Origin of the sequence: Enterocloster sp. 210928-DFI.2.20, assembly GCF_020554465.1 — a bacterium.
Classification (GTDB): domain Bacteria; phylum Bacillota; class Clostridia; order Lachnospirales; family Lachnospiraceae; genus Enterocloster; species Enterocloster bolteae.
The window spans coordinates 171416-197741 of record NZ_JAJCHK010000001.1; the positions used below are offsets into that span (position 1 = coordinate 171416).

Here is a 26326-nt window from a genome sequence, read left to right on the forward strand (position 1 = left end):
GCGAAAAAAGGCATGGGCAGATTGCCGTTGTGCCGGCACATAAGGAAATCTGCCCATGTCTTTTTTCATAGGGCGAAGCCCGTGAGTGAGATGGAGCGCAGCGGAATCGAACGCGCACAGCGGACCAGGCAGACGCATCAGCGGACCAGGCAGACGCCCTCTGGAATCAGCCGCGCACTAAGAAACCGGCAGACGCACCGCGTACCAGCCGGCGCATCAGCAGGCCCGCGGAAACCAGCCACACAAATCATCAGGCCACAAACCAGCAAAGCAGGAAAGCAGGGGAGCAGAATGGATACAAAAAATTACACCCAAGTTTTAATAGACGGAAAAGTATACACACTGGGCGGCAGCGAGGATGAGAGCTATCTCCAGAAAGCTGCCAGCTACGTAAACGAGAAAAACAGCGCCATGAGGAAGGTACCGGGATTCACTAAACAGAGCGCGGATTACCAGATGGTCATGACGGAGTTAAATATAGCAGACGATTATTTCAAAGCCGTGGAATGGGGCGAGGGAATGGAGCGTCAGAAGAACGATATGGAGAAGGAGACCTACAGCTTAAAGCATGAGCTGGTCAGCACACAGATGAAGCTGGAGGCAGTGCTTAAGGACTTGGAGGAGCGCCAGAGGGAGATGGATCGTCTGAACCGCCGGACCGCCCAGCTGGAAGGCGAATTAAAGGAAGCCAGGGAAAACCTTCAGAATCTCAGAAATAACCCATCCGCTGATACGGAAAATAATGCCGTAGTTCAGGCAGTGGAGGAGATAAAAGAAACCGTGGAAGTGGAGGCGGGCATCACACTGAATGCCTCCCGGACGGAATATGTTTCCGGTTCCGGTGCCCGGGAATCATCCCAGCCGGAGGCCGTGCCGCAGACACCGGAAGCAGACGCATCCGCGCAGCAGCCGGACACGCCGGCAGTCCAGACTGCACAGAAGCAGCCGGCTCCGTCACTGCGGGTGTTAAACCCGGCGTCAGAAGCAGGCAGGGGAATGACGGCAGCTTCCGCTCAGGCAGCGGCAACCGCGGCACCGCCTGCTGCGCCTGTTGCGGAACCCATTGCGGCGGCGCCCGCAGGGGGAATGACGGATGAGGAGCTTGCCAGAAAAGCACTGCAGGCAGCCAGAAAAGCCGGTTCCCACAAAGGTGGAAGAAGATAAGAAGATTACGAGGGGGATGTCTCATGGGGATACGTGAGGCATCTTTTATTTCAGGGAAACAGTTCAGGAAAGGTTGGACAAAATGGAGAAGAGACAGGTAGAGATACTGGCACCGGCAGGGTCATTTGACAGTATGAAGGCAGCAGTGGCAGCAGGAGCTGACGCGGTCTATATGGGGGGCAGCCGGTTCGGAGCCAGGGCCTACGCGGATAACCCGGATGAAAAGGGGCTTTTGGAGGCAATCGACTATGTGCATCTGCACGGACGCCGTCTGTATATGACAGTCAATACCTTGTTCAAGGAAGATGAGCTGGAGGAGCTGGAAAACTACATGCGTCCCTACTGCGACAGAGGATTGGACGGTGTCATCGTCCAGGATCTGGGAGCCCTGGCTTTCATGCGCCGGCATTTTCCGGGGCTGGAGCTTCATTCCAGCACCCAGATGACAGTGACCAGCGTATACGGGGCCAGGATGATGAAGGAAATGGGATGCAGCCGGGTAGTCACCGCCAGGGAAATGTCGCTGGAGGAAATACGGCGGATCCATGATGAGACAGACATAGAGATAGAGAGCTTTGTACACGGAGCCCTTTGCTACTGCTATTCAGGGCAATGCCTTATGAGCAGCCTTATCGGCGGCAGAAGCGGAAACAGGGGACGCTGCGCCCAGCCCTGCCGTCTTCCCTATACAGTGTATGAGCCTGGAAATTTAAGCCGGCAGAAAGACAAACATTGCGCGCCTGAGCAGGCCGGCCAGTCAGGAGCCAGGTCCCGAATCATAGAACAGACCGGAAAAAAGAACCGGAACCAAAAGCCGGCCGCCTCCGGCCGGACAGGCCCATCCCCTCTCAATAAAAGCAGCGAGAGATACGTGCTGAGCCTGAAGGATTTATGCACCCTGGACATCCTGCCGGATATCATAGAGGCAGGCGTGTACTCCCTAAAGATAGAGGGCAGGATGAAAAGCCCCAGATATACGGCGGGTGTGGTGAGCATTTACCGCAAGTACGTGGACCGGTATTTGGAGCAGGGGAGGGACGGATATTTCGTGGAGCCCGAGGACAGGAAAATGCTCCTGGATCTCTTTGACAGAGGCGGGTTCACAGACGGCTACTATGCCCGGCACAATGGACGGGGCATGGTTGCGCTGAAGGAAAAACCGGAGTTCAGGGAGGGAAACCAGAAACTCTTTGAATATCTGGATAAGACCTATGTGGTGGCCGAACTGAAGGAGAAGGTGCGGGGGCATGTGGAGCTGGCAGAGGGAGAACCCAGCCGCCTGACGCTGGAGAGCCGCGGGGAAAAGGTTCAGGTTCTGGGCCAGGCGCCCCAGGCTGCCGAACATCAGCCCATGACCCGGGAGAAGGTATTAAAACAGCTGAATAAGACGGGCGGGAGCCCCTTTAGCTTCGAGACACTTACAGCCCAAATAGAAGGAGATTTATTCCTTCCGGTCCAGGCCCTCAATGAGCTGCGCCGCACCGGCTTTCAGGAGCTGGAGAAAAAGCTCACCGGCGCCAGGGTGCTGACAGGTGAAGGGGGCATAGGAGCGCAATTCCGGCCTGTTCCCACCAAAACCGCGGCCCCGCAATCCCAGTCTGTCCTCACCGCCTTCCTGGAAGAAACAGCCCAGCTTTCTCCTGTGCTGGCCCGCGGTGAGATATCGGTGGTCTATCTGGATGCGGACGGTTTTAATCCGGACCAGTGGAGGGATATTGCAGACCGCTGCCACGACAGGGGAAAACAGTGCTGGCTGGCCCTTCCGCAGATATTCCGTTCCCATGCCCAGAGGTACCTGGGAGCGAACCGCCGCCTGCTGTGCCAGGCAGGCTTTGACGGCGTGTTGATCAGAGCGCTGGAGGAGGCCGTATGGCTGAAGGATCTTATGGAACAGGAAAATCAAAAGACGTCCCTTCCCTTTGGCATGGACGCCTCGGTATATGGCTGGAACAGCCGGTCCGCAGAGGTGCTGGCCTCTATGGGGACATCCCTGCTCACCATGCCCTGGGAGCTGAACAGCCGTGAGATAGAGCCTGTTCTTGGGGCCTGCCGCGGCCTGGGGATGGCCAGCGAGCTTATTATCTATGGAAACGCGCCCATGATGGTATCGGCCCAGTGCATTACCAATACGGTGAAAGGATGTACCCATAAACGGGGAACACTTATGATGAAGGACAGGACAGGCGCCTTACTTCCGGTAAAGAATCACTGTTCCTTCTGCTATAATACCATTTACAATCCAGCGCCCCTGTCCCTGCTGGGCAGCGAAAAGCTGGTGGGCCGGCTCATGCCGGATCGCCTCCGCCTTCAGTTTACGGTAGAAGGAACAGAGCAGACAGAAAAGGTACTGGATGCATTCATCGGTTCCTTTGTATATGGCAGGGATGTGGAAGCCCCCTTCAGAGACTTTACCAGGGGACACTTTAAGCGCGGAGTGGAGTGAGGCTTATGACCAATCTGATTGTAGAAATATCCAAATACCTGATGATACTGCTGATGGCAGTCTATACCTATGCGAATTTCCGCTTCTTTTCCTTCCCGGATATGGAACGCAAGCGCAGGGTATGTGCCAGACAGAACCGGGCCATGTTCGCCATACATTTTCTGGCATACCTGGTCATGTTCCTGAAGACAGAGGACGAGGGAATGCAGGCCATGCTTCTGGCATTTTACGGGGCGCAGGTGGTCTTTTTCCTGTGTTATATTTACCTGTACCGCCTGTTGTACCGGAATGTGTCCAGACTGCTGGTAAACAACGCCTGTATGCTGTTATGCGTGGGCTTTATCATGCTTACCCGGCTGTCCATGGCAAAGGGCCTGGACAAGGCCCTGCGCCAGTTTGCCATTGTGGTCATATCCGCGGCCCTGGCCTGGCTGGTGCCCTATATCATGGAGCGGGTATGGCAGCTTTATAAGCTTCAGTGGGTATATGCGGGGGCAGGGCTCCTGATTCTTCTGGTGGTATGGGCTGCCGGAAACGAGAGCTTCGGCGCCCAGTTGTCCCTTACCATAGCAGGAGTATCCATCCAGCCGTCGGAATTTGTGAAGCTGACCTTTGTGTTTTTTGTGGCGTCCATGTTCTATCAGTCCACGGATTTCAAAACCATTTTCCTGACAACGGCCGTGGCCGGCGCTCATGTTCTGGTTCTGGTGCTGTCAAAGGATCTGGGAAGCGCCCTGATTTTCTTTGTCACTTACCTGCTGATGCTGTTTGTTGCCACAGGAAGCTGGGTGTATCTGATAACGGGAAGCGCCCTGGGAACAGGAGCCGCCCTGGCAGCCTACCAGCTGTTTGACCATGTGCGCCGCAGGGTGGCGGCCTGGAGCAATCCGTGGGCCGATATAGAGAACAAGGGATACCAGATTACCCAGTCCCTTTTTGCCATTGGCACAGGGGGATGGTTTGGCATGGGACTCTGCCAGGGAATGCCGGGAAAGATACCGGTGGTGGAGAAGGATTTTATCTTTTCAGCGGTGTCAGAGGAGATGGGAGCCATTTTTGCCATCTGCGTACTTCTTATCTGCCTGGGCTGTTTTATCCAGTTCATGATGATTGCAGCCAGAATGCAGGCCGTGTTCTACAAGCTGATTGCATTTGGCCTGGGGGTGGAGTATATTGTGCAGGTATTCCTGACGGTTGGCGGGGTGACCAAATTCATACCGTCCACAGGAGTGACGCTGCCCTTTGTCAGCTACGGAGGAAGCTCCATCCTGGGAACCTTCCTGCTGTTTGGCATTATCCAGGGGCTTTACATTCTGAAACGCAACGATGAGGAAGAAACCGGAGAGGAGGTGATGCCGTGATGAAGAAGGCGGATGCCGGGCCAAAGCCCAATCCAAAGCCCAACTCAAAATCCAACCGCAGCATTCTGGGCATCACCTATGTGGTGGTGGCCCTGTTCCTGGGGCTGGCAGCCTATCTGGGATATTTCCTCCAGGTAAAGAGCGAGGATGTAATCAACAACTCCTACAACGCAAGGCTGGACAGCTTTTCGGACCGCATCGTGAGGGGCAGGATTCTGGCATCGGACGGCACGGTGCTGGCCCAGACCCAGATGGACGGCGGGGGAAACGAGACAAGGGTGTATCCCTTCGGGGATATCTTTGACCATGCGGTGGGCTATTCCACCAAAGGCAAGACAGGAATCGAGGCCCTGGCCAATTTCTATCTGCTGACCTCCCATGTGAATCTGATGGAGCAGGTGGGAAATGAACTGACCGGCAATAAGAATCCGGGGGATGATGTATACACCACCCTGGATACGGAACTCCAGCAGGCTGCCTATGCCGCGCTGGGAGCCAGGAAGGGCGTGGTCATTGCCATGGAGCCGGATACCGGCAAGATACTTGCCATGGTATCCAAGCCCGGTTACGACCCCAACAGCCTGCTGGGGGACTGGGAAGCCCTGACCGCCCAGGATAATAAGGAGGGCCAGCTTTTAAACAGGGCCACCCAGGGTCTTTACCCACCCGGCTCCACTTTTAAGATAGTGACTGCGCTGGAATATATGCGGGAACATCCCGCGGATTATAAGAATTACCAGTTTGACTGCGGCGGTGTGTACGAGAACGGGGAATACCGGATTAAGTGCTATCACAGTACGGCTCACGGCCATCAGGATTTCACCCTGGCCTTTGCCAATTCCTGCAACGGCGCATTTGCCAGCCTGGGCCTTACAATGGACCTGGGAAAGTGGAACAGCACCGCCGGGGACCTTCTCTTTAACGGACCGCTTCCCCTGAGCGGGATTCCCTATAAGGAGAGCGCCTACAACATGAAACCCGGAGCCGGAACCTGGGAAATTCTGCAGACCTCCATCGGACAGGGGACGACCCAGATTACTCCCCTTCACAATGCCATGATTACGGCTGCCATAGCCAACGGCGGCACTCTGATGAAGCCCTATTTTCTGGACTCTGTTGTCAGCGCAGGGGATGAAACCATCAAAAAGTTCATGCCCGCCGCGTACGGAAGCCTTATGAGCGCAAAGGAGGCGGCAGGACTTACGGAGCTTATGAGGGCGGTTGTCACAGAGGGAACAGGGTCGGCTGTGCGCACGGATGCTTATACGGTGGCAGCCAAGACAGGGTCTGCGGAGTTTGAGACAGGAAAGGAAACCCACGCCTGGTTCACCGGTTTTGCGCCGGCTGAGTCCCCGCGGCTGGTGGTGACGGTTCTGGTGGAGGAAGGCGGCAGCGGGGGGAAGGCGGCCGCCCCCATAGCCAGACAGCTCTTTGATATCTATATGAGCCGTTGAATATCTATATGGGCCGATCGGCAGGATGATCCGCAAACAGCTCCTTTAATTCCCGGATAAACTGCTTCTCCCTGGAATTCATGGTGTAGGAGGCGTGATACAGGCAGTAGGCGTCCATGCCAAAGGGAGCGTCCACAATGGAAATCTCCACGCAGTCCTCGCTGTATGTATCGGTAAAGCGTTTCATCATCACAGTGACATACCGGCTCTGGCGGATGGCGTCGATGAGGCCGCCCCGGTCGAACACATATAAGATATTATTGTCATTTTTAAAGTTCAGAATTTTCAGCCATTCGTCAAACTTAAAATTTTCATACATGATGAACTTATAATCGGTTATACTGTCAAAAGGAATCTCCTTCTTACGTGAAAGGGGGTTCTTTTTTGATGCCAGAAGGATCAGGGGACGGTTGCGGGCAATGGGAATCAGCTTCAGATTATGCTTTTTGGCAAGGGCGTAATAGGTATCGCTGACCGTGTCAAAGCAGTAAAACAGGGACATCCGGTACCGCTGTTCCACCACATCGCGGATGGTCTGGATCAGGCCGGTTTCCTTAAATGAGTCCTCGCAGGCTGTGGGCGGTTTTTTCTTCTTGAATTTAAGAAAATGGTTCATGAAGTCAAATGAATAGGTGCAGGAAATGGAAAGGTTGTCCTTGTGGCTGAACATGGACGGAATGTTGTGGATGGTTTCCAGTTCCGTGGCAATCTTCCTGGCGGATTTAAGAAACAGTTCACCTTCATTGGTGAGGCGTATACCGCTGTGCTGCCGGCGGAAGATGGGAAATCCCAGTTCCTGCTCCAGATTCTTGATGCATACGCTAAGGTTCGGCTGCAGCATCTGCAGATTCTGGGCCGCCTTGTTGATGGAACCGCATTCCACGATTTCAATTACATATTCAAAATATTTGATATCCATAGATAACCCCTCTGTCATATATGCAGCTTTTATATAGTCCCTACCTAATTATATGATTTTCCATATAACATATCAAGTATTAATATAACACAGAAGGCCTTCCAGATGGTATGCTGTTGTTAACGGAAAATTGCCGACAATAAGTCCAATAAAACTAAAAGTGCGCACGAATCAAATTAAATACAGTTAAATAATATGGAGGGTTATATAATGACAGATATTAAACAACCGGCAAGTGCCTTATCATCACCAAGATTTTGTAATATGGGAACATTTATGAGAATGCAGAAGGTGGACTCGGCAGAAGGTCTGGATTTCGCTATTGCAGGGGCTCCCTTTGACACCGCCAGCTCCTTCCGTTCCGGCTCACGCTTTGGCCCTAATGCAATCAGGAATATCTCAGCCATGATGAAGCCTAACAATGTAATCATGCAGGTAAACATTATGGACGGGTTAAAGGGCGGGGACATAGGCGATTTCAATGTGACTCCTGGCTACATACATCCCACCTATCAGGCAATTGAAGAAGGGGTTGCCAATATTCTTAAGGAAAATGCATGTCCCATCGTACTGGGCGGCGACCATTCCATCACATTGGCAGAGCTTCGCGCGGTTGCGAAAAAGTACGGTCCGGTTGCCCTGGTGCACTTTGATTCCCATTCCGATTTATGTGATGAGGTATTTGGCCAGAAATATAACCATGGCACGCCGTTCCGCAGGGCTTTGGAAGAAAATCTGATAGATGCGTCCCATTCCATTCAGGTGGGAATGCGCGGCTCCCTGTATGACCCGGATGAGCATAAGATGGCGGCAGAGCTGGGAATGAAGCTGATTCCGGCCCACAAGGTAAGGGAGATGGGCTTAGAGACCCTGATTAAGACGATTTTGGAGCGCGTGGGGGATAAGCCCTGCTTCCTGACCTTTGACATTGATTTCGTAGATCCCGCTTATGCGCCCGGAACAGGCACCCCGGAGGTGGGAGGCTTTACTTCCCTGGAAGCCCTGGATCTGGTAAGAAAAATAAAGGACCTGAATTTTGTGGGATTTGACCTGGTGGAGGTATTGCCCGCATATGACCACGGTGAGATAACCGCTTATCTGGCAGCCAACATTGTATTTGAATATCTGTCCATCCTGGCAGTGAAGAAAAAGGCAAAATAGCGGCAGCTGCAATGGAGGATAAGGCATGGAAAATGACAATAATGTGAACGGGAACCTAAATGACAACTCGGTATTAGATGCACTGGTGCTTACCAGGGAACAGTGGAGAAGCGGGATAGTAAAGGCAGTCATTTTCACCCTGATTGCAGTCATCATCTTTTTTGTCCCGGTCACTGTAAGGGGAAGCACGGATGTCACCTTCGGCATCATATATAAGAATATCAAAGCCGGCCTGGGACTTGCGGGACTCTGGATGGGAGGAATTATCATCATGGGAAACGGCCTGGCCAGCGTATACGGAAAATATTTCTGCAAAAACAAGGATTCAGCTGTTTACAGGTATTATCAGGAGGATTCGGTGCTGCATCCGCTGTTTTACCTGCTGGGCAGTATATTCGCCCTGATTCTGATGCTGCACTACACCTTTCCCTCCTTTGAGGGACCGGCTGCCATCGTCAGTCCCGACATAGGAGAAACCGTATACTCCATTGCCACGGACGTGGCCTGGATTATTCCGGTCAGTGCTGTGTTCATGCCGTTTTTACTGAATTACGGAATCGTGGATTTTATCGGTAGCCTGATGGAGCCGCTTATGCGGCCTGTGTTTAAGATTCCCGGAAGAAGTGCTGTCAATGCCATTGCGTCCTTTGTCAGTTCTGCCTCTGTGGGGGTTCTGATTACCAGCAAGCTGTATCAGAAGGGGATTTATACGAAAAAGGAAGCGGCTCTCATCGCCACGGGATTCAGCGCGGTCAGCGTGGGATTTGCCTATAAGGTGATAGAGACAGCAGACCTTTCGGAATATTTTCTGCCTATTTATTTTATTGCGCTGCTGGTGACTCTTATAGTCAGCTTCTTTATGGCCAGAATTCCCCCGCTGTCCCGCAAGGCGTCTGTGTTTGCAGACGGACGGCAGCAGACAAAGGAAGAGATTTTGGCGGAGCGTGTACCTGCCAGGGCAGTGCTTAAGACAGGAGCCTCCAGGGCGGTCAAGAAAGCGGCCACTGCGCCCAATCTTCTGAAAGAAATCCGGTCCAGCCTTTTAGACAGCTGTTATGTGCTGCCAAAGGTAATATCACTTCTGACGGCCGTGGGAATCATAGCAATGCTCATCGCCACCTATACCCCGGTATTTAACTGGATTGGCAAATTATTTGAACCCTTGCTTGTCCTGTTACAGGTTCCCAATGCGGCTGAGATTGCGCCTTCCCTTCCGGTTGGAATCGCGGAAATGTTTTTACCCGTGCTGATGATTGCCGATAAGGTCGGCACCCTGGCCGTGGGGGCCAGGTACATGGTAGTCACCGTGTCCATGGTGCAGATTATCTTCTTTTCTGAGACCATCGTGGTCATGATGTCAACGAAGATACCTGTATCTCTGAAGGAACTGATTGTCTGCTTCTTTGAGCGGACCATTGTGGCCATACCAATCAGCGCATTGTTCATGCATTTATTATTTTAAAGAATAACGGTATATGTAGAAAACAGGGAGATTTCATGATATAATCTCCCTGTTTGCTTTATTTTAGGGCGTGTATTCACGCATTTGACAAGAGAGGAGAATCTACGTGTTCCGAGCAGAGGATTATGTAAAAGTGGACAGTCTGTCCGAGGCGTATGAACTATGCCAGAAGCGCAGCAGCCTGGTTGTGGGAGGCATGGTGTGGCTTAAGATGACCAGTGTGACCAAACGTACCATCGTGGACCTGTCCGGCCTGGGACTTGATAAAATCGAGGAAACCAAGGAAGAATTCAGGATTGGCGCCATGTGCACCCTGCGCCAGTTGGAGACAGACCAGGGGCTTGACCAGTATTTCGGAGGCGTTTTTAAGGAATGTACACGCCATATCGTGGGCGTTCAGATGCGCAACCTGGCTACAGTGGGAGGCAGTATTTACAGCCGCTTTGGATTTTCCGACATCCTGACCTGCCTGATGGCCCTGGATACATATGTGGAGCTTTATCACGGAGGCATAGTGCCTCTGGAGGAATTTGCCAAACGGCCTGTGCGCCGGGATGACAGGGATATTCTGGTGCGCATCATTATAAAAAAAGACGGAAGAAAAGCAGCCTATACCACCCAGAGGAATTCGGAAACGGATTTCCCGGTCATAGCCTGCTGTGTATCCCGGTGGGGCAATGACTGGTATGTGGCTGTGGGAGCCAGGCCGGGACGGGCCCAGGTCGTGAAAATCAAGGACGACGGGTATGACAGTCTGGCGCAGCTTGCCGGGGAGGCGGCTGATTCCTTTACCTATGGCAGCAATACGAGGGCAAGCGGACAGTACCGCCGCCAGCTGGCTGCTGTGTATACAAGACGCCTTATGGAGAGACTGACAGGAAGGAGCGTAAGCAAAGGATGAATATAGAGTTTCGGTTAAATGGAAAAAATGTGCAGGCAGAGGCTGAGCCGGATGACCTTCTTCTGGATTTAGTGAGAAGCCTGGGCTGCTACAGCGTGAAACGCGGCTGCGAGACAGCCAACTGCGGCCTGTGCACCGTATGGCTGGACGGAAAGCCTGTGCTGTCATGTTCCATCCTGGCTGTCAGGGCAGACGGGCGCCATGTCACCACTCTGGAAGGACTTCAGAAGGAAGCAGAGGAATTCGGCATGTTTCTGGCAGCGGAAGGCGGGGAGCAGTGCGGATTCTGCAGCCCCGGTTTCATCATGAATGTGCTGGCCATGGAGCGGGAGCTTAAAAACCCGGATGAGGAGGCCATCAAGGAGTATCTGGCCGGCAACCTGTGCCGCTGCAGCGGATATATGTCCCAGCTGCGGGCAGTTAAGAAATATCTGGAATCGAAACAGGAGGTGTGAGCAGATGGGATATACAGACAATAAGACATCTGACAGGACATGCGGCACATGCGCCGGTACGGATGGTACATGCGGTAGCATATGCGGTACATGCGGCAGCACATGCGGCACATGCGGCAGCGCAGGCGGTGCATATGCCGGAAGAAATTACCGTGTGGTAGGCGCTCCCTTCATCAAGAAGGATGCCAGGGCCCTGGTGACAGGCAAGCCGGTGTTTACGGACGACCTGGCATTAAAGGACTGCCTGGTGGTAAAGGTGCTCAGAAGCCCTTACGCCCATGCCATGGTTAAGGAGATAGACTGCGGCGTTGCCGCCAAGATACCGGGTATTGAGTGCATTCTCACATGGAAGGATGTGCCCCAGAGCCGTTTTACCATGGCGGGGCAGACCTATCCGGAGCCCAGTCCCTATGACCGGCTCATACTGGACCGCAGGCTGCGGTTTGCCGGAGACGCGGTGGCAATCGTGGCAGGCAGGGATGAGGCTGTGGTGGACCATGCCATGCGTCTCATACGTGTAAAATATGAAGTCCTGGAGCCTGTGCTGGACATGCACGATGCCAAGGACGCAAAGATACTAGTGCACCCGGAGGAGGACTGGAAGAGTCTCTGCGATGTGGGAGCTGACAACAGACGCAATCTCTGCGCCTCAGGCATTGAGGGTCATGGGGATCTGGAACAGGCATTTGCAGGCTGTACCCATGTGATAGAGCGGGTGTACCACACCAAGGCCAACCAGCAGGCCATGATGGAAACCTTCCGGGCCTACACCCATCTGGATGTGTATGGAAGGTTAAATGTGGTGGCATCCACTCAGATTCCGTTCCATACCAGAAGAATCCTGGCCCATGCCCTGGATATACCCAAATCCAGGATTCGCGTCATCAAGCCCAGAATCGGAGGGGGATTCGGGGCAAAACAGACGGTTGTGGCAGAGGTGTACCCTGCCATCGTGACCTGGAAAACAGGAAAGCCAGCCAAAATCATTTACAGCCGTTATGAGTCTCAGATTGCGTCCTCACCCCGCCATGAGATGGAGGTACGGGTGAAGCTGGGATGCGATGACAACGGTATACTGAAAGCCATGGATGTATATACATTGTCAAATACAGGGGCATACGGGGAACATGGACCCACCACAGTGGGCCTGTCCGGCCATAAATCCATTCCGCTGTACCACACGCCTGAGGCGTTCCGGTTCAGTTATGACGTGGTCTACACCAACCGGATGTCGGCCGGGGCATACCGCGGATACGGGGCAACCCAGGGAATCTTTGCCGTGGAATCAGCGGTCAGCGAGCTGGCGGCAGAGCTGGGCATGGACCCGGTGAAATTCAGGGAACTTAATATGGTCAAAGAAGGGGACGTGATGCCGGCCTATTACGGTGAGACAGCGGACAGCTGCGCTCTGGACCGCTGTGTGGCCAGGGTTAAGGACATGATAGGATGGGACGGAAAATACCCCAGACGCCAGGTAAGCGGTTCAAAGGTGCGCGGTGTGGGACTTGCCATGGCCATGCAGGGTTCCTCCATATCCGGGGTGGATGTGGCAGGCGCCACCATTAAGATAAACGACGACGGCTTTTACAACCTGATAATCGGTGCCGCCGACATGGGAACAGGCTGCGACACCACGCTGGCCCAGGTGGCTGCCGAGTGCCTGGGCTGCGAGCTGGACGATATTGTGGTATTTGGGGCTGATACGGACATTTCACCCTATGATTCCGGCTCCTATGCTTCCAGCACTGCCTATCTGACCGGAACAGCAGTGGTAAAGACATGTGAAGCCCTGAAGGAAAAAATTCTCCACAAGGCAGCCAAATACCTGGAAACCGGAGCGGATGAGCTGGAGTTTGACGGAAAGCGGGTATATAAGCTGGCCTGCGAGGCGGACGGCACCAGGAAGGAAATCACCATAAAGGACCTGGCGAACAGGGTCCAGTGCGCCAATGAGGACGCCCTTCAGGTGACCCAGTCCCATTCCTCGCCCATATCCCCGCCGCCCTTTATGGCAGGAGCCGCCGAGGTGGAGGTGGATCTGGAGACAGGCCAGGTGGAATTAATCAAATTTGCTGCCGCTGTGGACTGCGGAACACCTCTCAATGAAAACCTGGCAAGGGTTCAGACAGAGGGCGGTCTGGTCCAGGGAATCGGCATGGCCCTGTATGAGGATGTAAGCTACTCAAAGGACGGAAAGGTCCATGAGAATTCCTTTATGCAGTACAAGGTGCCCAGCCGTCTGGATGTGGGCAGGGTGCAGGTGGAGTTTGAGAGCAGCTTCGAGCCCACCGGCCCATTCGGCGCTAAATCCATCGGCGAGGTGGTTATCAACACCCCGTCCCCGGCCATTGCCAATGCGGTTTACAATGCAGTGGGCGTGAGAATACGGGAGCTTCCCATAACCGCGGAGAAAGTATTTAAAGGGATGAACGGCCTGGATTAAAGCCTGGCCGGATACCGGTATCAGCATGGCTGTCCGGCGTTTGCCCAACCCTGTCTCCCAATACCTGCCAGCCCTGAAATAGCAGATAAGCCTTGCATATCCTTTCCAAAAGTTGTATACTAAGACCAGTTATGATTGCGTAACCGGGACAACAGATGCAGTGCTGCATACATTAATTAGCGGGACGCACGCGGGCCCTGTAAAGGACTCGTCCGGTACAGACGCAGATCAGGTTCACACCAACACCAGGAGGAATTGCAATGATTGAAGCAACGAGCTGCGGCGGTGTGGTTATATTTCGAGGGAAAATCCTCGTCCTTTATAAGAATTACAAGAACAAGTATGAGGGATGGGTTTTGCCTAAGGGAACAGTAGAAGCTGGCGAAGAGTATAAAGAAACGGCCCTCCGTGAAGTGAAGGAGGAGACCGGTGTCAGTGCATCCATTATCAAGTATATCGGCAAGAGCCAATACTCCTTTAACACACCCCAGGATGTGGTGGAAAAGGACGTACACTGGTATCTGATGATGGCCGACAGCTATTACAGCAAACCACAGCGGGAAGAGTACTTTCTGGATTCCGGGTATTATAAGTTCTACGAGGCATACCATCTGCTGAAGTTTTCCAATGAGAAGCAGATACTGGAAAAGGCTTATAATGAGTATCTGGATTTGAAGAAGAGTAATCTTTGGGGAAGCAAGAAGTATTTTTAATTGAATAGTGACGCATGTAAGGGCGCTCCGGCTTGGCTGGGGCGCCTTTTGAGTTCAAAAACAGAAACATCATTTATGACACGAAATTATAATGATTTCATGATATTGTGAGAGGCAGAACTCTCAAAAAATAGCTGGGCAGATTCCGGAAAAAAGATTGACAATTGTTTGCCAATATGTGGCAAATGCAATAGACACAGGGTGGGATTTGCGTTAAAGTGGAATCATAAAATAACATATGCCCTATAATAAATGTATGTAAAGGAGAGGTGCTGACCATGGAAGCGATTAAATTGAGAGACGGGTTCTGCTGGACGGGTATTATTGACGACAAGCTGCGTGTGTTTGATATTGTGATGTATACGGAGTTTGGCACCACCTATAATTCCTATGTGATGAAAACAGGGGATAAGGTGGTGTTGTTTGAGACGGCAAAGGCCAGGTTTTTTGACGATTATCTGGAAAAATTAAAAGAGGTCATAGATGTCACGAAGATTGATTATCTGGTGACCAGCCACACGGAGCCGGACCATGCGGGGAGTGTGGAGCGGCTGCTGGATTATAGTCCCCAGATGAAGATACTGGCCACTCCCTGTGCCATTAGTTTCTTAAAAGAAATCGTGAACCGGGACTTTGTCAGCATTGCGGTGAAGGACGACCAGCGGATGACCATTGGCAAGCGGACACTGCATTTTATGCTGGTTCCCAATCTGCACTGGCCGGATACCATGTACACATTTATCGAGGAGGAGCAGATTCTGGTGACCTGTGATTCCTTCGGCTCCCACTACTGCCTGAAAGAAGTGGTGTCGGATAAGATTCAGAATGAGGACGATTATTTAAAGGCGCTGCGCTACTATTTTGACTGTATTATAGGGCCGTATAAACCCTTTATGCTAAAGGCCCTGGACCGGGTGGAATCCCTGGATATCAGCATGGTGTGCACGGGCCACGGCCCGGTGCTGGTGGGGGACAGAATTAAGCAGGTGATGGCCCTTTACCGGGAATGGTCCACAGTGGTGAATCCGAACAGGAAGAAGACCGTTATCATCCCCTACGTAAGCGCCTACGGGTATACGGGAATGCTGGCGGAGAAGATTGCACAGGGAATTGCCGACAGCGGTGATATTGACGTGCGCAGCTACGATATGGTGACGGCCGACGCGGCGAAGGTGCAGGAGGAGTTGCAGTTTGCAGACGGAATGCTGTTTGGCACGCCCACCATCATTGCCGAGGCGCTGCGTCCTATATGGGATTTGACGCTGGGCATGTTCAGCGTGACCCACGGCGGAAAATATGCGGGAGCGTTCGGCAGCTACGGCTGGAGCGGCGAGGGCGTACCCCATATCACGGAGCGCCTGAAACAGTTGAAAATGAAGGTGGTAGACGGATTTAAGGTGAGGTTTAAACCCTCGGATGCAGATTTGGTGGGTGCCTATGAGTTCGGATATCAGTTCGGGTGTCTGGTGCAGTCCAAGAAGCCGGGGACAGCGGCGGCAAAGGGCGGCAGGAGGCTGGTTAAATGCCTGGTTTGCGGGGAGATTTTTGATTCCTCCATCGAGATTTGTCCTGTCTGCGGCGTGGGCCGGGAGAACTTTGTGCCGGTGGAGGATGCGGCAAATGATTTTACCAATAACACGGCAAACGACTATCTGATTCTCGGTAACGGCGCAGCCGGATTTAATGCCGCCAAGGCCATCCGGGAGAGGGATGCCACAGGACGGATTACTATGGTATCCGAGGAGCCCTATCCGTCCTACAACCGTCCCATGCTGACCAAATCCCTGGTCGCAGGCCTGGAGCCGGAGCAGATAGCTATGGTGGATGCCCCATGGTATGAGGAAAATCAGGTGCGCCAGATGCTGGGAAAACGGGTGGAGAGCGTGGATACGGATGCCAGGCAAGCGCTTCTTGACGACGGAACAAAGCTGCGTTTCACGAAGCTGATATACGCGCTGGGAAGTGAATGCTTTATTCCGCCGATGGAAGGAAGCGGGTTACCGGAGGTGGCGGCAATCAGACGGCTTTCTGATGTCAGAAGGGTGGAGGCTCTGATGAAGAGCACGGAGAAGGCCGTGGTCATCGGAGGCGGTGTTCTGGGACTGGAAGCAGCATGGGAGCTTAAGAAGGCAGGCCTTGAGGTGACGGTGCTTGAAATGGCTCCATCCCTGATGGGACGTCAGATGGATGAGAGCTCCGGGGAGCAGTTGAAGATAATAGCATCCAAAGCCGGGGTGGTGATCCGCACCGGCGTCAATGTGGAAGCCATCGAGGGAGACGGCTATGTGAGCGGTGTCCGCCTGAAAACAGGGGAAGTGGTGGAAGGCGGGATGGTGATTGTGTCCGCAGGCATCCGCGCCAACATAGAGCTGGCAAAGAAGATGGGATTGGAGACAAAGAAGGGAGTAGTTGTCAACGAGCGCATGGAGACCTCGGTTTCCGGCATCTATGCCTGCGGCGACTGTGCACAGTACCATGATGGGAATTACGGCATCTGGCCCGAAGCGGTGGAACAGGGCAAGACTGCGGGCGCCAACGCGGCCGGGGACAGTCTGGAATACACGCCTGTACCTGCGGCCCTGACCTTCCACGGCATGAATACCGCCCTGTTTGCCGCGGGCGACAACGGAAGAAACCCGAACCTCTATTATAAGACAGTGGAATTCAGGGATATGGGTAAGGAACAGTACCGGAAATACTATTTCCTGAATAACCGGATGAGCGGTGTGATTCTAATGGGGGATTTATCCCGGATGGCGGCCATGACTGAGGCGCTGGAGAACCATGCCACGTATCAGGAGGTGATGGAGAATTAGGCAGATGTATGTTGGACACAGAGCAATATGAGAACCACCAGAAAAGGGAATAACAGTTATATAAAAATAGCACTGGGAGTTTTCCAGTGCTATTTTCTATATAAAAACAATTATTGCGCCTTGCCCTCCTTCTCTGCCGCCGCAACCGGATCCTTTGGAAACACCAGATTGAGAATAATCGCAAGCAAAGATGTGAGAATAACGCTGTTCTCCTCCAGCATTGCAGCGATTCCGGCAGGGAACTGGGCGCTGGCGCCTTTGCAGAACTGGGTGCCCAGGCCGAATGCCAGGGATACGCCTATAATCAGGCAGTTCCGGTTGGAGTATCCGGCCTTGGCAAGAAGCTTCATGCCTGAGGTGGCAATCATTGCAAATACAACCACGGTACCGCCGCCAATCACACAGTTGGGGATGGTGGACAGCACGGCTCCTACCTTGGGACAGAGACCGGCCAGGAAAAGGATTCCGCAGCCAACCAGAATTACAAAACGGGAGCACACTTTGGTCAGAGCCACGATACCGGAGTTCTGGCTGTAGGTGGCGGTGGGGAAGCTGTTAAGTACGGCTGATATAATGGAAGTGATTCCGTTTGCGGTGGCTCCTCCTCCGATTTCATCCGGGGTGGGCTCGCGGTCCAGTCCGCCCATGCATGATACGTTGAAATCGCCTATCATCTGTACGGCAACAATGAAGTAAAGCAGTACAAACATCAGAATATATCCTAAATCAAATTTTACGCCAAATGCAAAAGGCTTTGGAACAGCAAACCAGGCAGCCTCTCCAATGCCTGAGAAACTTACCAGTCCCAGAATGACCGATAAAATGTAGCCTGCCGTCATACCGATAAGGATGGCTGCTACCTTGGGAAGGCCTTTGCCGAACACATTGAATCCCAGTACGACCAGCACCACGAATACGCCGACTGCCCAGTTGATGGGGGCACCGAAATCAGGTGATGATGTACCGCCCGCAATATTGCCGATGGCAAGATTAAAGATGGAAACGCCCACAGTCATGACAATGGTCCCCGTTACCACAGGAGGGAAGAAGGATGACATTTTTTTAAGGAGTGTTCCGTAGCTGATGGCAATGACACCCGCCGCAATCTGGGCGCCGAAGATATAGGGAATTCCTTTGCTGCCGGCAATGGAAAGACAGGCCGGCAGGAATACGTATGTAAGTCCCATCATGCAGGGAAGACCGGAGCCAATCTGTATGCTTCCGATTCGTATGGGATAGAGCTGGATTGCGGTTGAGATGGCAGCTCCCAGCATGCAGCACTGGAGCAGCATGTTGGCGTCCTGAACAGACAGGTTGGCTACTGACGCGACTAAAATCATAGGAACGATGTTCCCTACAAACATGGCCAGTACATGCTGCAGGCCTAAAGGCACTGCCTCCTTCATACTGGGCCTGCCGTCAAGCTGGAATTTTGAAGTGCTGGTTGCTGTGTTCTTTTGTGACATTGTTGTTTTCCCTCCTGATTTTCTTTGATATTTAAAAACGCTTTCATGAAAGCTTCAACACTTTGTGAAAGGTTGCCAAACTCCTGGAGATTTAATGCTCTGATGTCTGCACAAATAAAAAAACGAGAGCCGCAGCTCTTTGTAAAAGGCTGCCAAACTCTCGTTCCAAGTCTGTGAAATATAAAATTGTAACAAAATCACCTGATAATATCAGCTGTTAAATATTTGTCTTATAACGGTATTTAGTCTATCATATATAATATATAAATCAATATTCTTTTGAAAGAATATCGTGTTTGACTGAATTAGTCAGAAAAAATTGTGAATATTGACGAAATATTAAAACAGATGCCCGCCAAAACCCGCCAGAACCTGCCGAAACCTTTCCGGGACCCGCTTGCGTTTTTACCTTCCTCCTGCTAAGATATTAGTACTATGTAATTAGTGCAATGTAATGAAGTTTTATGCGATGGAGGTTGTCTGGGCAAATGGCAAGTATCAGGGATGTGGCAAAAAAAGCAGGTGTAGGGGTGGGGACTGTTTCCCGCGCGCTTAACGGAACTGGCTATGTGGCGGAGGATACAAAGGCAAAAATCCTTGCAATGGCTGCGGAACTGGACTATCAGCCAAATGAGCTGGCCAGGAACCTGTTCCGGAACAGGACAGGAATCATTGGAATTGTGGTGCCTGATATGGAAAATCCATTTTTCAGCAAGCTGCTGAAGCACATGGAGATCCAGCTCTATAAGAACGGTTATAAGGCCATGATCTGCAATACCATTGAGATAAGCAACCGTGAGCAGGACTTTATTGACATGCTGCGCCAGAACGTAATGGACGGCATCATCACCGGTGCCCATTCCCTCCAGGATTACGCGTACCTGAACCTGAATAAGCCGGTGGTCGCCATGGACCGGAACCTGGGACCGGACATTCCCATAATACATTCAGATCACAAGGCAGGAGGCAGGATGGCGGCCCGGCTTCTATTGGATGCAGGCTGCAGGAATGTGCTGAACTTTGGCGGTTCCTTCCGCGTCCATACGCCCTCCAATGACAGGCATCAGGAATTTAATCGGGTTATGGAGGAAAATGGGGCATCTGTCAAAACCATTGAAATGGCGTGGAATATGATGGAATATGATTACTATTGCCGTATCATGGAACAGTACATGGATATTTACCGGGATATTGACGGGGTGTTCACTACGGATATAGGAGCCCTTTACTGCCTTAACATAGCAAACCAAAGAGGTGTGAAGGTTCCGGAGGAACTCCATATTGTTGGCTATGACGCAGTTGACATGACCCGGCTGTTTACACCCAAGCTTACCAGCATAGCGCAGGATATACCGGGACTGGCAACAGCCTGTGTGGATACCATGATGGACCTGTTAGATGGTAAGAAGGTAAAGATGGAACAAATTCTGCCTGTTTCCATACAAAAAGGTGGAACGATATAATGTGTTCCATGTGGAACACGGAGAAGGGCTGAATACGATAGATACAAAAACTGGAAATAGAATGAAAATAGTGCACAATATACGAGGCGAAAAGCTGTATAATGTGCACTATTTTTACGCTTTTTTACAAAAGCATATTGACATATCAATCTAATAGTACTATAGTGTGGATATGGAACGGGTTCCATATAGGAAAAATAGACACAGACAGGATAAAAGGAGGTGATGTGGATGTTGGAATTTGACAACGGGGAATATGAGTCCGTCTGTATATTTGCTGAAAAAACAGATGACAGGGATGGCTGGATTTGTCTGGAAGGACCCGGAGGAAAGGAACAGCAGGTTCACATGAATGACGACTGGTACCGTCTGGTACAGCTGGCCCTTCCTGAGAAGGGGATATACCGCATCAGCCGTAAAGGGGTCTCTTTCACCCAGATGTATCTGAGCGGGGGACCGGATTTGATGGACAGGGGAATAAGATTCCTGGATCCGGACAGCGGTGATGAAATGGAACTGGGAAAATGGTATGATACTTCTGTAAGGGAACAGTATCATTTCAATCCCTTTATGAACTGGGTAAATGATCCGAATGGACTCTGCTGGTTTAAGGGATATTACCATCTGTTTTACCAGTCCAATCCCTTTGGGCAGGAATGGAATGATATGTACTGGGGCCATGCGGTGAGCCGGGATTTAATTCACTGGACCCATATGCCCTATGTTCTGGAACCGCAGCCGGATTTGTGGAGGGATAAAGAACACAAAGGAGGAGCCTTTTCGGGAAGCGCCCAGGTGGAGGGAGAACAGATGCATCTGTATCTGACCCGTCACCACGGTCCCCAGGAGGACGGTGAGGAAACCAGGGAATGGCAGACAGAGGCTGTTTGCTGGGACGGCATCCATGTGGAGAAGGAGCGCCCGTGCATTACTGAAAGACCGGAGGGAGCGTCCTTTGATTTCAGGGACCCCAAGGTACAGCGGATAGAAGGCATGGACTATATGGTATTGGGATCCAGCCTGGACGGTGTGCCGTCTATCCTGCTGTATGTCCGGGAGAATGGAGCGTGGAGCTTTAAAGGTCCTCTCCTGCAGGAGCACGAACCGGGAATCAGGACCTTTGAGTGTCCGGACTTTTTTGAACTGGATGGGAAATATGTGGCCGCAGGTGCATGGATGTGCCACCGCGATGAGGCCGGCCGGTATCAGATGACACGGTGTTATACCGGGACCTTTGACGGGGGCAGGTTTAAGACAGAACATCAGCAGTGGTATGATTTTGGAAGCAACTTCTATGCGGTGCAGAGCTTTGAACACGGCGGCAGAAGGATTGCCATAGGGTGGATATCTGATTTTTACGGTGAACACCGGGTTAAGCCCACAGGCGCCTGCGGCAGTTTTTCCCTTCCAAGGGAACTGCACATGGAACAAGGAAGGCTGTTCACGGAGCCGGTAAAGGAATGTTACGGACTGCTGAAGGAGCGTATTTTCGCAGTGTCAGGACAGGATGTCCCGCCTGTGATTGTTCCGGGCAACTCATTTTTTGTGAAAATCAAGCTTGGAGACGACCGGGATTTCCTTGTGACCCTTGCTAGGGAAGGAGATGACGCCCTGTATCTGGAACGGAAAAATGGTGTGACTAGCCTGGTATCCACCAGGAAGGAAGTGAGTGAGGTCCGTTTTCCGTCTGATGTCAGCGCGGTCCGCTATGTGGAGATTTTTATGGACCGGAGGGTGGCAGAGGTTTACTTAAACCACGGCGAGGCCGCAGGCACCAAGCTTTTCTACCAGGAAAGCACCAGGGGGCATCTGGAGGCGGATTTTGCTGCCGGAAGTCTGAAGCGTTTGGAGGTATGGACCATGGAGTCCATCTGGAACCATAAATCATGAAGAGAGGGAGAAGGATTATGAAGAATAAGAGATTGGCATGTATGACACTGGCAGCTGTATTGGCGGCGTGTGCACTGAGCGGCTGCGGCGGCAGTTCCAAATCAGGGGGAGGAAAGACAGGCAGCGACGGGGCTAAACTGGTGACTATCTGGAGTCCCACGGATGAACCGGCTATTGAAGAGTGGTGGGTTGAGAAAATCAATGCCTTCAATGAAGAACACAAGGGAGAAATCGAGCTTAAGAGGGAAGCTATCGTGCGGGCGGATTCCTATGCTTACGAGGATAAAATCAATGCGGCCGTGACAAGCAATGATCTGCCTGACATTCTGTTTGTGGACGGTCCCAACATATCCAATTACGCGGCGGACGGAATCATCGTACCCATTGACTCCTATTTTACAGAGGAGGATTTAAGTGATTTCGTGGAATCCATCAAAGTGCAGGGAACCTATGACGGCAAGCTGTACGCCCTGGGAGCAACAGAGAGTTCCGTTGCATTGTACTACAATAAAGATATGACTGACGCGGCCGGCATCACCATGCCGGATAAGATGGAGGACGCCCTGACCTGGTCTGAGTTTGCTGACATTGCCGGGAAGCTGACCACCAGCGATGTGGCCGGAACCAACATCATCATGGATAAGGGCGAGGGACTTCCCTATGTGCTGGAGCAGTTCTGGATTTCCAACGGCACTGACTTTGTAAGTGAAGACGGTTCCAAGGCCGACGGCTATGTGAACAGTGAAAAGGGCATTGAAGCAGCCAATTTCCTCAACAGTCTGATTCAGGATGGTTATGCCAATATTGACCCCATGAAGCAGGAGTTCCACAATGGAAAATGCGCCACCATGCTGGGCGGTTCCTGGGAAGTGGCCACTCTGGAGCAGTCCTTCCCGGATCTGAACTGGGGCGTTACATACTTTCCGGTGGCTGACAATGGCGGCATCAACACATCTCCCACAGGGGACTGGGCTGCCTGCATCACCAGGAACGCGGACGCGGAAGCAGCAGGCGTTGTTATCTCCTACCTGATGAATAAGGAAAATGTGACCTCTTACGCCCAGGCCATAGCAAAACTTCCCACCAGGGCATCCAGCTATGACACGCTGACAGAGTACAATGAATATCCCCGCTCCCTCTTTAAGGAGCAGTCACTGAATACAGGCCATCCAAGACCAAGAACACCCGGCTATACCGTGCTGTCGCCCGGATTTTCAGAGGCCATGATGAATATGTTCACAGGCGCGGATGTAAAAGAGTCCTTAGACCAGCTGGCAGCTGATTTTGATTCCAACTACCAGAAGAACTACGCGGAGTAATGGTGAGGGGGACAATGGTCCCCCTTCCCTTTAACAGGGAAAGGAGGTATATCATGAAGTATGGTACAAAGAATAAGGTCCATGAAAGACGGGCGGCGTTCCTGTTCATCCTTCCGGCAGTGGTGCTGCTGGCAGCGTTCCTCATACTGCCTGCTGTTTCCACGGTCCGCTATGCATTTACTGATTACAATATCCTCAGGCCGGATAAGATTAAATTCTGCGGACTGGATAATTTCGTGGAGCTGTTTGGGGACAGGGACTTTAAGAAATCCCTGGTTAATACCATTTACTTTACGGTGGTGGTAGTTCCCTTCCAGTGCATTCTGGCCCTGCTTTTAGCCATGCTGATTTCATCCAGAAGAAAGGGAGTATCCATATTCCGGGCAGCCTATTTCAGCCCCAACATCACATCCATGGTGGTGGTTGCCATCCTCTGGAGCGTGCTGTACAATCCCAACCCCAGCACAGGCCTTCTGAACGCGTTTCTCACAAAGCTGGGTTTTGCCCCCTGCGGTTTCCTGACAGACCCCAAGACGTCCATGAATTCCATTATCTTTATGTCGGCCTGGCAGGCGGCAGGGTATCAGATGATGATTTTCCTGGCAGGACTTCAGGCCATACCGGGAGACCAGTATGAAGCGGCGTCCATTGACGGTGCGGGAGCCTTTCAGAAGTTTCTGTATGTGACCCTGCCGGGACTTAAGAATGTGATTAAATACGTTGTGATGATTACAATGATCCAGGCCATGAAGCTGTTCACGCAGCCCTATGTCATGACCCAGGGCGGTCCCCAGAACTCCACCAGGACCCTTGTGTATTATATCTATGAACAGGGCTTCCAGAGCAGAAATTTCGGGTACGCCTGCAGCGTGGCAACCGTATTCTTTGTCATAGTGGTCACCATGTCGCTGATGCTGAAGCGGGTCATCAAGGCAGATTAAGGAGGAGGGAGAATCATGGGATTAAAGGAAAAAGATATCCTGAAACGCGTTTTGTTCTATGGCGGAAATGCAATTGTCGCCCTGATTTTTGTATCGCCGCTCCTGTGGATGATTGCCGCGTCCCTGAAACCGGAGGCGCAGATATTCTCCGACATGAGCAATATCAGGACGTTCTGGCCCACAGCGGCCACCCTTGGGAACTATGTTGAGGTGTTTACCAGGGTAAATATGATGAAATTCATCCTCAACAGCCTGTTCTATGTGTTTGTAATTGTAATCCTGGACCTGGCGGTCAATTCCGTCTGCGGATATGCCCTGGCAAAATTCAATTTCCCCGGAAAGGAGCTGCTGCTGACAGTGGTCATCAGCCTTATGGTGCTTCCCATGGAGGCTATCATGCTGCCCCTTTACAAGGAGGTTGCCAGCCTTGGGTGGGTGAATACCTGGGCCGGGCTGATTGTTCCCTTTGTGGGGAAATGCTTCTCCATCTACATGTTCCGCCAGTTCTTCTTAGACATTCCCGATGATCTGCTGGAAGCGGCAGCCATAGACGGCTGCGGCCCCATCAAGACATTTTTTACCATTGTAATGCCCATCTCAGGCACGGTGTACGCCACCATCTTCATCCTGGACTTCGTGGCCCACTGGAATGATTTCATGTGGCCCATGCTGGTGGTTACAGGGGAGGATATGAGGACAATCCAGCTGGCCATCCAGACGTTTTTTGGATCAAAGCCAATACACTATGGCGCTATCATGGCATCCCTGACCATATCGGCAATCCCCATGCTGCTGATGTTCGTATTTCTTCAGAAATATTACGTGGAAGGTATTGCATCCACTGGCATAAAGGGATAGCAGAGAGCTGGCGCCGGAGAGGGGCTGCGGCATACATTATTTCCATTCTTTCCCTAATGGTTTTCCAAATATTATGTGCTATTATAGTTTTGTAACAGAAATGTAATAATTATGTAACACATAAGGAGGTAACCATGAGAAAGATATCCATGTACACATTGTCCGCAGCCGCAGCCATGCTTGTATCCGCAGCCATACCGGTGACATCACTGGCAGCCGTATCTACATATCAGATTCCTTTTGCTAATGGAAGCGCATACGTGATTGGAGTGGGAGGACAGAATTGTCTTCCTGGTAATATAGGCCAGAATGGGAACTGGGGCCAGAATGGCGGCTGGGGCCAGAATAACAACGGGAACCAGAATAACGGATGGGGAGCAGGACCTGTGCTGCCGGACAACAGTCTGCCGCAGGTTACACCGCCCGACTTCATCTTCCCCACACCGGAACTGCCGGGACCTGAGCTGCCGGACAGCTCACTGCCGGACAACTCACTGCCTGACAGCCCGGACAGCTCACTGCCAGACAATTCACTGCCGGGTGAGCCGGATAACCCAGGTACGGCTCCCGAGGCTCCGGGGGATACGGTTCCCGGCGACCCGGATAACGGCGGCAGCCAGGACGCATTTGCGGACGCAGTGGTTGAACTGGTAAATGCAGAGAGGGCCAAGGTGGGTCTTAGTCCGCTGTCTGTTCACGAAGGCGTGGCAGAGGCAGCCAACAAGAGAGCGCAGGAAATCAAGGGCACATTTTCACACACCAGGCCTGATGGCAGCAATTTCAGTACAGTCCTGACACAGGCGGGAATCAGCTACCGGAGTGTGGGTGAGAATATTGCTTACGGACAGAACTCGCCTGAGGCAGTGATGCAGAGCTGGATGAACAGCTCAGGCCACAGGGCCAATATCCTGAATCGTGATTTTACTTCTATTGGGGTAGGACATTATCAGGATGCCAGCGGAACCGATTATTGGACACAGCTGTTCATAAAGTAAGATAGAAGAAGATAGCCAGCCAGGCCGGAAGCAGATCCGGCCGGCTGGTGTTTTTTTGTAGGCTTTGCCAATTGCAAAACCCTGCCCCATCAGAAATGGCGG

Annotated in this window: 19 protein-coding genes; 17 read left to right on the forward strand and 2 right to left on the reverse strand. The window is 52.1% G+C overall.

From position 1 onward, the window contains the following. Positions 1 to 291 precede the first annotated feature (291 nt). The 4 genes from LI015_RS00775 to LI015_RS00790 all read left to right on the forward strand — a co-directional run bounded on the left by LI015_RS00775 (position 292) and on the right by LI015_RS00790 (position 6422). On the forward strand, positions 292 to 1164 hold the full coding sequence (locus LI015_RS00775) for a cell division protein ZapA (RefSeq protein ID WP_227123734.1): 873 nt from the start codon (positions 292 to 294) through the stop codon (positions 1162 to 1164). An 82-nt stretch (positions 1165 to 1246) separates the two neighbouring features. Beyond that, positions 1247 to 3607, forward strand: a complete 2361-nt coding sequence (locus tag LI015_RS00780) for a U32 family peptidase (protein WP_227123736.1) — start codon at positions 1247 to 1249, stop codon at positions 3605 to 3607. A 5-nt stretch (positions 3608 to 3612) separates the two neighbouring features. After that, positions 3613 to 4968: an FtsW/RodA/SpoVE family cell cycle protein gene (locus LI015_RS00785; RefSeq protein ID WP_002567932.1), complete on the forward strand. Its 1356-nt coding sequence runs from the start codon at positions 3613 to 3615 to the stop codon at positions 4966 to 4968. Next, a complete protein-coding gene (locus LI015_RS00790; RefSeq protein WP_002571749.1) occupies positions 4968 to 6422 on the forward strand; it encodes a peptidoglycan D,D-transpeptidase FtsI family protein in 1455 nt (484 codons plus the stop codon). The genes LI015_RS00785 and LI015_RS00790 overlap by 1 nt, the downstream gene beginning before the upstream one ends. 4 nt (positions 6423 to 6426) lie before the next feature. Here the strand turns inward: LI015_RS00790 and LI015_RS00795 are convergent, their stop codons facing one another. Continuing rightward, entirely contained in the window at positions 6427 to 7341 is a 915-nt protein-coding gene (locus LI015_RS00795) for a LysR family transcriptional regulator (RefSeq protein WP_002567930.1), read from the reverse strand. Positions 7342 to 7551: 210 nt separating this feature from the next. Between LI015_RS00795 and speB the strand changes: the two genes are divergently transcribed. The 7 genes from speB (at position 7552) to LI015_RS00830 (ending at position 17292) form a co-directional block, all read left to right on the forward strand. Beyond that, the gene (gene speB / locus LI015_RS00800) at positions 7552 to 8502 is read left to right on the forward strand and encodes an agmatinase (protein WP_002567929.1); all 951 of its coding nucleotides are present in this window, start codon (positions 7552 to 7554) and stop codon (positions 8500 to 8502) included. Between the two features lie 25 nt (positions 8503 to 8527). Beyond that, positions 8528 to 9964 carry a YjiH family protein gene (locus LI015_RS00805; protein WP_002567928.1) on the forward strand — a complete coding sequence of 479 codons (1437 nt, stop codon included), beginning with the start codon at positions 8528 to 8530 and terminating at the stop codon, positions 9962 to 9964. 106 nt (positions 9965 to 10070) lie between these two features. Further along, positions 10071 to 10865, forward strand: coding sequence for an FAD binding domain-containing protein (locus LI015_RS00810; RefSeq protein WP_002589651.1), 795 nt, complete (start codon positions 10071 to 10073; stop codon positions 10863 to 10865). Further along, entirely contained in the window at positions 10862 to 11320 is a 459-nt protein-coding gene (locus LI015_RS00815) for a (2Fe-2S)-binding protein (RefSeq protein WP_002567926.1), read from the forward strand. Before LI015_RS00810 ends, LI015_RS00815 begins: the two co-directional genes overlap by 4 nt. Positions 11321 to 11324: 4 nt before the next feature. Further along, positions 11325 to 13763: a xanthine dehydrogenase family protein molybdopterin-binding subunit gene (locus LI015_RS00820; protein WP_002571752.1), complete on the forward strand. Its 2439-nt coding sequence runs from the start codon at positions 11325 to 11327 to the stop codon at positions 13761 to 13763. 260 nt (positions 13764 to 14023) lie between these two features. Next, a complete protein-coding gene (locus LI015_RS00825; RefSeq protein ID WP_002567924.1) occupies positions 14024 to 14476 on the forward strand; it encodes an NUDIX hydrolase in 453 nt (150 codons plus the stop codon). 278 nt (positions 14477 to 14754) lie between these two features. Next, positions 14755 to 17292 (forward strand): FAD-dependent oxidoreductase, encoded by a 2538-nt coding sequence (locus LI015_RS00830; protein ID WP_227123738.1) that lies wholly within the window; start codon positions 14755 to 14757, stop codon positions 17290 to 17292. A gap of 110 nt (positions 17293 to 17402) precedes the next feature. Here LI015_RS00830 and LI015_RS00835 read toward each other — a convergent pair whose 3' ends face one another. Beyond that, positions 17403 to 18758, reverse strand: coding sequence for a uracil-xanthine permease family protein (locus LI015_RS00835; RefSeq protein ID WP_227123741.1), 1356 nt, complete (start codon positions 18756 to 18758; stop codon positions 17403 to 17405). A gap of 488 nt (positions 18759 to 19246) precedes the next feature. On the opposite strand from LI015_RS00835, the gene LI015_RS00840 reads away from it, so the two are divergent. The 6 genes from LI015_RS00840 to LI015_RS00865 all read left to right on the forward strand — a co-directional run bounded on the left by LI015_RS00840 (position 19247) and on the right by LI015_RS00865 (position 26224). Then, on the forward strand, positions 19247 to 20221 hold the full coding sequence (locus LI015_RS00840) for a LacI family DNA-binding transcriptional regulator (protein ID WP_002567914.1): 975 nt from the start codon (positions 19247 to 19249) through the stop codon (positions 20219 to 20221). Between the two features lie 231 nt (positions 20222 to 20452). Then, positions 20453 to 22111: a glycoside hydrolase family 32 protein gene (locus LI015_RS00845; protein WP_195633102.1), complete on the forward strand. Its 1659-nt coding sequence runs from the start codon at positions 20453 to 20455 to the stop codon at positions 22109 to 22111. A gap of 17 nt (positions 22112 to 22128) precedes the next feature. Beyond that, the gene (locus tag LI015_RS00850; RefSeq protein WP_002567912.1) at positions 22129 to 23430 is read left to right on the forward strand and encodes an ABC transporter substrate-binding protein; all 1302 of its coding nucleotides are present in this window, start codon (positions 22129 to 22131) and stop codon (positions 23428 to 23430) included. A gap of 53 nt (positions 23431 to 23483) precedes the next feature. After that, positions 23484 to 24371 carry a carbohydrate ABC transporter permease gene (locus tag LI015_RS00855; protein WP_002567911.1) on the forward strand — a complete coding sequence of 296 codons (888 nt, stop codon included), beginning with the start codon at positions 23484 to 23486 and terminating at the stop codon, positions 24369 to 24371. A gap of 15 nt (positions 24372 to 24386) precedes the next feature. Next, positions 24387 to 25229: a carbohydrate ABC transporter permease gene (locus tag LI015_RS00860; RefSeq protein ID WP_002567910.1), complete on the forward strand. Its 843-nt coding sequence runs from the start codon at positions 24387 to 24389 to the stop codon at positions 25227 to 25229. 134 nt (positions 25230 to 25363) lie between these two features. Next, positions 25364 to 26224: a CAP domain-containing protein gene (locus LI015_RS00865; RefSeq protein ID WP_227123742.1), complete on the forward strand. Its 861-nt coding sequence runs from the start codon at positions 25364 to 25366 to the stop codon at positions 26222 to 26224. Positions 26225 to 26326: the final 102 nt, after the last annotated feature.